Source organism: Streptomyces griseorubiginosus, from assembly GCF_017614965.1.
Taxonomy (GTDB): Bacteria; Actinomycetota; Actinomycetes; order Streptomycetales; family Streptomycetaceae; genus Streptomyces; species Streptomyces griseorubiginosus_B.
Genome location: NZ_WVUG01000375.1, coordinates 1 through 7,739 on the forward strand (window position 1 = coordinate 1; position 7,739 = coordinate 7,739).

The window sequence follows — 7,739 nt, forward strand, 5'->3', positions numbered from 1 at the left end:
GGCACCCCCTGTGCGGGGGTGCCGGAGCCGGCCGTAGTCACAGCCGCGGGTCCACCGGCTCCGACTCCAGGGCCAGCACCCCGAACACCGCCTCGTGCACCCGCCACAGCGGCTCGCCCTCCGCGAGGCGGTCCAGGGCCTCCAGGCCCAGGGCGTACTCGCGGATCGCCAGCGACCGCTTGTGGTTGAGGAAACGGGTGCGCAGACGGGCGAGGTTGTCGGGGCGCGTGTACTCCGGGCCGTAGATGATCCGCAGGTACTCGCGGCCCCGGCACTTGATGCCGGGCTGCACCAGCCGGCCCTCGCTGCCGCGCACCAGCGCGCCGAGCGGCTTGACGACCATGCCCTCGCCGCCGCGGCCCGTCATCTCCAGCCACCAGTCGACGCCGGCCCGTACCGACTCCGGGTCACCGGTGTCGACGTAGAGCCGTCGGGTGGTCTGCAGCAGGCCGGTGCCCTCGTGCTCCACCAGCCGGTCCAGCAGGGCCAGTTGCTCGTCGTGCGGGAGCGCGGCGAGGCTGCGGCCCTGGACGGCGAGGATCTGGAAGGGGGCCAGGCGTACGCCGTCCAGGCCGTCGGTGGTCCAGCAGTAGCGCCGGTACGCCTGAGTGAACGCGGCCGCGTTCGAGGCGCGTTCCCGCTGGCGGTCCAGCAGGCCGGCCACCTCGACGCCCCGCGCCGCCGCGTCCTCCAGGGCGGCCAGCGCCCCAGGGAACACCGCGCCGGACGCGGCACCGACGGCCGCGTACTGCGAGCGCAGCAGACCGGACGCCTTCAGCGACCACGGCATCAGCTCGGCGTCCAACAGGAGCCAGTCCGTGTCGAGTTCGCCCCAGAGGCCGGCTGCCGTGACGGCCGCGCGGACGCGGCCCAGGATCTCCTCCGTCACCGACGGGTCGTCGAAGAACGGCCGTCCGGTACGGGTGTACAGCGAACCCGTCGGGCCGTCGACACCGAACCGCTTGCGCGCCGCCTCCGCGTCCCGGCACACCAGGGCCACCGCCCGCGAGCCCATGTGCTTCTCCTCGCACACGACCCGCTCGACCCCGTCCGCCGCGTACTGCGCGAACGCCTCGGCCGGGTGCTCCAGATAGCCCTCCACGTGGCTGGTCGCCGTCGGCGCCATGGTCGGCGGCAGGTACGGCAGCAGCCGCGGGTCCACCGCGAACCGGCTCATGACCTCCAGGGCCGCGGCCGCGTTCTCCTCACGGACCGAGACCCGCCCCGAGTGCCGGGTCTCCACGATCCGGCGGCCGTGCACGTCGTTGAGGTCGAGCGGCCGGCCGTCGTGCCCACCGGGCGCCTCGGTCCGCAGCGGTCGCGCCGGCTCGTACCAGACCCGCTCGGCCGGTACGTCGACCAGCTCACGCTCCGGCCAGCGCAGCGCGGTCAGCTTGCCGCCGAAGACCGCGCCGGTGTCCAGGCAGATGGTGTTGTTGAGCCAGGTGGCCTCCGGGACCGGGGTGTGACCGTAGACGACGGCCGCGCGCCCCCGGTAGTCCTCCGCCCACGGGTAGCGCACCGGCAGCCCGAACTCGTCGGTCTCGCCGGTGGTGTCGCCGTACAGCGCGTGCGAGCGGACCCGGCCGGAGGTGCGGCCGTGGTACTTCTCGGGCAGGCCGGCGTGGCAGACGACCAGCCGGCCACCGTCGAGGACGTAGTGGCTGACGAGGGAGTCGATGAACTCCCGTACCTCGGCGACGAACTCCTCGCTCTGGCCCGCCATCTGCTCGACGGTCTCGGCGAGGCCGTGGGTGTGCTGGACCTTGCGGCCCTTGAGGTAACGGCCGTACTTGTTCTCGTGGTTGCCCGGCACACACAGGGCGTTGCCCGACTTCACCATCGCCATCACCCGGCGCAGCACGCCCGGGCTGTCCGGGCCCCGGTCGACGAGATCGCCGACGAAGACGGCCGTACGGCCCTCCGGGTGGACGCCGTCGGTGTAGCCCAACTTGCCCAGCAGCGACTCCAGTTCGGAGGCACAGCCGTGGATGTCGCCGATGATGTCGAAGGGGCCGGTGAGGTGGGTCAGGTCGTTGAAGCGCTTCTCGGTGACGACGGTGGCGTTCTCGATGTCCTCCACCCCGCGCAGAACGTGCACCTTGCGGAAGCCCTCGCGCTCAAGGTGCCGCACGGAACGGCGCAGTTCGCGGACGTGACGCTGGATGACCCGGCGCGGCATGTCGGCCCGGTCGGTGCGGGCCGCGTTGCGCTCGGCGCAGACCTCCTCCGGGACGTCCAGGACGATGGCGATGGGCAGTACGTCGTACTGCTTGGCCAGGTCGATCAGCTGGCGCCGGGCGTCCTGCTGCACGCTGGTCGCGTCGACGACCGTACGGCGGCCGGCGGCCAGGCGTTTGCCGGCGATGTAGTGCAGGACGTCGAAGGCGTCCTTGGTCGCGCTCTGGTCGTTCTCGTCGTCGGAGACCAGGCCGCGGCAGAAGTCGGAGGAGATCACCTCGGTCGGCTTGAAGTGCCGGCGGGCGAAGGTCGACTTGCCGGAGCCGGAGGCGCCGACGAGGACGACGAGGGAGAGGTCGGTGACGGGGAGGACCCGTCCCCTGCCGGTTGCCGTCTCGGTCATGCCGCCTTCGCCTCCTTCTCTGTGGTCATCCTGAACACGGCCATCTGGGTGGGCGGCCCGACCTCCGGGTCGTCCGGGCCGACCGGCACGAACTCCACGTCGTAGCCGTGCCGTTCGGCCACCGCTCCCGCCCAGGCGCGGAACTCCTCGCGGGTCCACTCGAAGCGGTGGTCGCCGTGGCGCACATGGCCCGCGGGGAGGGACTCCCAGCGCACGTTGTACTCGACGTTCGGGGTGGTCACCAGGACCGTGCGGGGACGGGCCGCGCCGAAGACCGCGTACTCCAGCGCGGGCAGCCGGGGCAGGTCGAGGTGCTCGATCACCTCGCTGAGCACGGCGGCGTCGTACCCCTTGAGCCGGCTGTCGGTGTAGGCGAGCGAGCCCTGGAAGAGCTTGACCCGCGAGGCCTGCCGCTCCCCCATGCGGTCCAGCTTCAGCCGCCGGGAGGCGATGGCCAGGGCGCGCATCGACACGTCGACGCCGACGATCTCGCTGAACCGCGCGTCCTTGAGCAGCGCCTGCACCAACTGGCCCTGTCCGCAGCCGAGATCGAGCACGCGCGCCGCGCCGGACGTGTGCAGCGCCTCGATGATCGCGTCCCGGCGCCGCACCGCGAGCGGCGTCGGCTTCTCCTCCGTCCCGGTCTCCTCCTCGACCGCGTTGTCGATGTCCTCGACCTCGCTGTCGTCGGCCTCCGCGAGCCGCACCAGCTCCAGCCGCTCCATCGCCTGCCGGGTCAGCGACCAACGGCGGGACAGGTAACGGCTGGTGATCAGCTTCTGCTCCGGGTGCCCGGGCAGCCAGCCCTCGCCGGCCCGCAGCAGCTTGTCGACCTCGTCCGCGGACACCCAGTAGTGCTTGGCGTCGTCGAGGACGGGGAGCAGGACATAGAGGTGGCGCAGCGCCTCGGCGAGGGTCAGCGCCTCGGACTCCAGGACGAGCCGCACGTACCGCGAGTCGCCCCACTCGGGGAACTCGCTGTCCAGCGCGACCGGTTCGGCGGTGACGGTCCAGCCCAGCGGCTCGAAGAGACGCAGTACGAGACCGGGGCCGCCGCGGGCGGGCAGTGCGGGTATCTCGATGCGCAAGGGGCGTGCCTGGTCCGGCAGTTCGGGGCGGGCGTGGCAGGCGCCCTTCATCGCGCTGGAGAAGACGCCGCTGAGCGCCACGGCGAGCAGTGAGGAGGCCGCGTAGGGGCGGTCGTTGACGTACTGCGCGAGGGCCGCGTCGGGGGCACCACCGCGTCCCTTGCCCTTGCCCCGCCGGACCAGGGCCACCGCGTCCACCTCAAGCAGCAGGGCCGCCGTGCAGCGCTGCGTATCGGCCTCGGGGTAGAGGACGTGCGCCGTGCCGTAGGAGGTGGAGAACGCCTGCGCCCTGTCGGGGTGCTTGTGCAGCAGGTAGCCGAGATCGGTCGCGGGGCGTTCGGGAGTGCCGGTGGTGGTGATGGTCAGGAACATGCGGAGACTCTCCGACGGGTGGACGGTTCGGGTGCCGTACGCACGAGAGCCCCCAGGAAGGGTGATCCTGGGGGCTCGGCAGGACGACGGTCTCACCTTCGCACAGGCGGTCGACCGGCGCCTTTGTTTATTCCTGGTCGTCTATTCCTGGGTCGATTGTTCCTGGGTCAACTGCGACTGCACCTGGGCGGAGATCAGCTCCAGGTGGTCCAGGTCGTGCAGGTCGAGGATCTGGAGGTATATGCGGCGGGCGCCGACCTCGGCGTAGCGGCCGATCTTGTCGACGACCTCGGCCGGGGAGCCCGCCAGGCCGTTGGCCTTGAGTTCGTCGACCTCGCGGCCGATGGCGGCGGCGCGGCGGGCGACCTCCTGGTCGTCCTTGCCGACACAGACGACGAGGGCGTTGGAGCAGACGAGGTCGTCGCCCTTGCGGCCGGCCTCCTCGGCGGCGCTGCGGACGCGGGCGAACTGGCGCTCGCTGTCCTCGACGGAGGCGAACGGCATGTTGAACTCGTCGGCGAAGCGGGCGGCGAGCCGGGGGGTGCGGGTGGGGCCGTGGCCGCCGATCAGGACCGGGATCTTCTCCTGGGCGGGCTTGGGAAGGGCCGGCGAGTCGGTGAGGTCGTAGTACGTGCCGTGGAAGTCGAAGGTGTCGCCGAGCTTCGTGCGCCACAGGCCGGTGACGATCTCGAGCTGCTCCTCCAGGCGCGCGAGCTTCTCCTTGGGGAACGGGATGCCGTACGCCTTGTGCTCCTCCTCGAACCAGCCCGCGCCCAGGCCGAGTTCGACTCGGCCGCCGGACATCTGGTCGACCTGGGCGACCTGGATGGCGAGCACGCCGGGGAGGCGGAAGGTGCCGGCCGTCATGAGGGTGCCGAGGCGGATGCGGCGGGTCTCGCGGGCCAGGCCGGCGAGGGTGATCCAGGCGTCCGTGGGGCCGGGGAGGCCGTCGACGTCGCCCATCTTCAGGTAGTGGTCGGAGCGGAAGAAGGCCTCGAACCCGAGGTCTTCGGTGGCCTTCGCCACGGCGAGCAGGGTGTCGTAGTCGGCCCCTTGCTGGGGCTCGGTGAAGATACGGAGGTCCATGCGTTCATCCTGCACCTGTGGGTGCCGGTCCACCCCATCGGTCCCTCCCGGAGCGCCGGTCCCCGGTCGGGTGACATCGCGTCAACGCCGTGCACGGGGTTGTGCGCGCCGGTGACCGGCGCCTTTGGTGATCGTTGGCCGCTGCGGAGCCGGACCGCCCGGCGCCCGCGCCCGGCGGTCCGCGCCGGAGCGTCACCGCATCGGCCTCCGCGTGATCCGGGGCCGGGGGCCGAGGAGGCCGTCATGTCCGAGGAATCCGCATCCCTTGCGTCGAGCGACACGTCGGGTCGACCCAAGGGTCTGCTGCAGCAGATGGAGGAGCTGATGGCGGCCCTGAACGCGGACCTGTCGGCCCTCGACGCGGACCTGCAGTCGGCCGGCCGCGCCGCGAAGGAGAGCGACGCCGGCTGAGGGGGAGGGTCCGTGCCCCCACGGACACGGAGCCGGCACGACGACACGGACGACCTGCGCCGGATCAGCCACCCCCACAGCGGCTCACGCCGCTCCCACCAACCGGCCTAGCCGGCTTCTCTCTCCGGTAGTCGTTGCTCCCCGTCCGTCAGTTTGCGGAGCATCTCGCGGACGCGGTCCCTGGACTCGTCCGCCGCGTCGATGGCCTCCATGCACTGCCAGTACGTGCCCTCGTCGTTCGCCGCGCAGGCGAGGCCCACCAGGGCGATGCCCACCTCGCCGAGCAGGCCGCCGAGGTAGCTGAGGGCCTGGCGGGCGTCGCCCAGTTCCGTCAGCTGGGCCGCGCGGAGGTCCCCGGGGGCCAGCCGGGGCTCGTCCAGCACCCCGCAGCCGCGGCCCGCCAGCTCCGTCAATCCCAGTGCCTCGCCCCGCAGTTCGGGCGGCCCGGCGACCGCGAGGCGGCTGCCGATCGCCTGGGCGAGCGCCTGCGCCTGCCACACCTCCGTCAGGATCTCGGGCGCGTCTCCGCCCACCGCCAGCGCCCGCCTGCTCGTCACGATGAGCCGCACAGCGTCCATGCGCTGCCCCCGTCCGTCTCCACGCGCTGCCCACGCGTCTGCCCGAACTCCGTTGTCCACTACCCAGAGTGAAGGTGCTCGGGACGAAAAGCCAGAGGAAGGCGGAAATCTGTGGACAACGAATCGGTTTCGAAGCGGATTTCGACTCCGGAGAGTGAAAACGGAGCGTACGGCTCCTTACGGCGCCGGGAACCTCCGCTCGTTGCGGTCGATCTTCGCGTCCAGCGCGGCGAGCGGATCGACGCCGAGGACCTCGCACAGCTGGAGCAAGTACGCGAGCACGTCGGCCACTTCGTCCCGCACCCGGTGCCCCGTGTCCGGGTCGTCCATCACGCGTGCGGACTCCTCGGGCGTCAACCACTGGAAAATCTCGGCCAGTTCAGCGGCCTCGACACTGAGAGCGGTGACGAGGTTCTTGGGGGTGTGGTACGGCTGCCAGCCCCGCGCCGCCGCGAACTCGGCCAGCCTGCGCTGCAGTCCCGCCACATCAAGAGGTTCGTTCACGGGTCCAGGTGTACCACTGTGATCCCGTCCGTCCCCTCCACCCAGGACGCGTCGGCGACCGCGGCCACGAAGCGGATGTGACCGCGGGCGCCCATGCGCGCCGCGAGGTCCGTCAGTTCGCGGCGCTGACGCGGGTCCAGGGACCGGTCGAAGGCGTCGGCGAGCACGGTGAGCGTCTGCATCGCGGCGGGCACCTCGCCGGCCGGGTCCACCTCCAGCACGCCGGGGCCGGTCAGCAGGACCAGGGCGTGGGCGAGGTACCGCAGTTCGCCGTCGCCCAGGCGGGCGAAGGGCGTCCGGAAACCGTCACCCCGGTCCAGCAGGCCCCGGACCGTGCCGTCGCCGAGCGGTTCGGCGAGCACGTCGGTCACCGGCCCGGCACACCCCGCGCCCGCCGCCGCGACGAGCAGGGCGTGGCGGCGGCCGCACTCGGTGCGGGTGCGCCACAGGACGTCGGCGAGGTTGTCGCAGCCGCCGAGGAGCCGGCCGGAGCCCATCGGGACCGGGGACCGCATGCGGCCGGGGCGTGGGTCGCAGGCGAAGACGGATCGGAGGGCGACCACCATCTGTTCGGCGGCGGCGAGCACCCGGCGCTGTCCGTCGGTCTTGCCGGCCACCCGCAGCGGGAGCAGCGTCGTGCCGAGCCGGTCGTCGGGCAGCGGGGCGCGGGTCACCGGTGCCGAACCGGCCGTGTGCCAGGCGGCCTGCACGCAGCGGCGGGCGGGATCGCGCAGCGCGGTCTCCAGCAGCACCAGCCCGCCGGACGTCAACCGCTCGCCCACGATGCGCAGTTCGGGCTCGGCCTGTACGGCGACGTCGAGCCGGACCGGGCCCTCGGGGCCGTCGGCCGTACAGCCGATGCGGAAGCCCCGGCGGTGCTGGGCGTCGGGCCGGGCGCGGTCGGGTACGCAGGCACTCGCGTCGAGGAAGACCTCGTCGACCCCGGCTCCGCCGCCGAGCCGGGCGAGTGCCTCGTACGCCCGTAGCGCGGTCGTCTTCCCGGCCCCGCTGGACCCGGCGAGCAGGGTGACCGGACCGAGCCCGAACCCGGCCCGCCGATGTCCGGCGAACGCGGACAGCCGCAACTCGGTGACGCAGGGGCGGGCCGGCGGGGGG

At 72.4% G+C, this 7,739-nt stretch carries 7 protein-coding genes; 1 reads left to right on the forward strand and 6 read right to left on the reverse strand.

Annotation, left to right across the window (positions count from 1 at the left end; all coding sequences use genetic code 11):
- Window positions 1-37 precede the first annotated feature (37 nt).
- From GRC12_RS39330 to GRC12_RS39340, 3 genes are all read right to left on the reverse strand, one after another.
- On the reverse strand, window positions 38-2,584 hold the full coding sequence (locus GRC12_RS39330) for a polynucleotide kinase-phosphatase (RefSeq protein WP_208785243.1): 2,547 nt from the start codon (window positions 2,582-2,584) through the stop codon (window positions 38-40).
- Window positions 2,581-4,044: a 3' terminal RNA ribose 2'-O-methyltransferase Hen1 gene (locus GRC12_RS39335; protein ID WP_208785245.1), complete on the reverse strand. Its 1,464-nt coding sequence runs from the start codon at window positions 4,042-4,044 to the stop codon at window positions 2,581-2,583. The genes GRC12_RS39330 and GRC12_RS39335 overlap by 4 nt, the downstream gene beginning before the upstream one ends.
- A 141-nt stretch (window positions 4,045-4,185) precedes the next feature.
- Complete coding sequence (locus GRC12_RS39340; RefSeq protein ID WP_208785247.1) at window positions 4,186-5,130, reverse strand: LLM class F420-dependent oxidoreductase; 945 nt, start codon at window positions 5,128-5,130, stop codon at window positions 4,186-4,188.
- A 243-nt stretch (window positions 5,131-5,373) separates the two neighbouring features.
- Between GRC12_RS39340 and GRC12_RS39345 the strand changes: the two genes are divergently transcribed.
- Window positions 5,374-5,541, forward strand: coding sequence for a hypothetical protein (locus GRC12_RS39345; protein ID WP_208785249.1), 168 nt, complete (start codon window positions 5,374-5,376; stop codon window positions 5,539-5,541).
- A 107-nt stretch (window positions 5,542-5,648) separates the two neighbouring features.
- Here GRC12_RS39345 and GRC12_RS39350 read toward each other — a convergent pair whose 3' ends face one another.
- The 3 genes from GRC12_RS39350 to GRC12_RS39360 all read right to left on the reverse strand — a co-directional run.
- Entirely contained in the window at window positions 5,649-6,119 is a 471-nt protein-coding gene (locus GRC12_RS39350; RefSeq protein ID WP_133046087.1) for a DUF6099 family protein, read from the reverse strand.
- A 177-nt stretch (window positions 6,120-6,296) separates the two neighbouring features.
- Entirely contained in the window at window positions 6,297-6,623 is a 327-nt protein-coding gene (locus GRC12_RS39355; protein WP_208785251.1) for a nucleotide pyrophosphohydrolase, read from the reverse strand.
- A partial coding sequence (locus GRC12_RS39360; protein ID WP_208785254.1) for an ATP-binding protein occupies window positions 6,620-7,739 on the reverse strand: 1,120 nt, incomplete at its 5' end. The genes GRC12_RS39360 and GRC12_RS39355, both read right to left, overlap by 4 nt.

Excerpts from the sequence above, each read along its gene's own strand:
- GRC12_RS39345 (WP_208785249.1), top strand. The coding sequence starts at position 5,374 with ATGTCCGAGGAATCCGCATCCCTTGCGTCGAGCGACACGTCGGGTCGA.
- GRC12_RS39335 (WP_208785245.1), bottom strand. The coding sequence starts at position 4,044 with ATGTTCCTGACCATCACCACCACCGGCACTCCCGAACGCCCCGCGACC.
- GRC12_RS39350 (WP_133046087.1), bottom strand. The coding sequence starts at position 6,119 with ATGGACGCTGTGCGGCTCATCGTGACGAGCAGGCGGGCGCTGGCGGTG.
- GRC12_RS39340 (WP_208785247.1), bottom strand. The coding sequence starts at position 5,130 with ATGGACCTCCGTATCTTCACCGAGCCCCAGCAAGGGGCCGACTACGAC.
- GRC12_RS39330 (WP_208785243.1), bottom strand. The coding sequence starts at position 2,584 with ATGACCGAGACGGCAACCGGCAGGGGACGGGTCCTCCCCGTCACCGAC.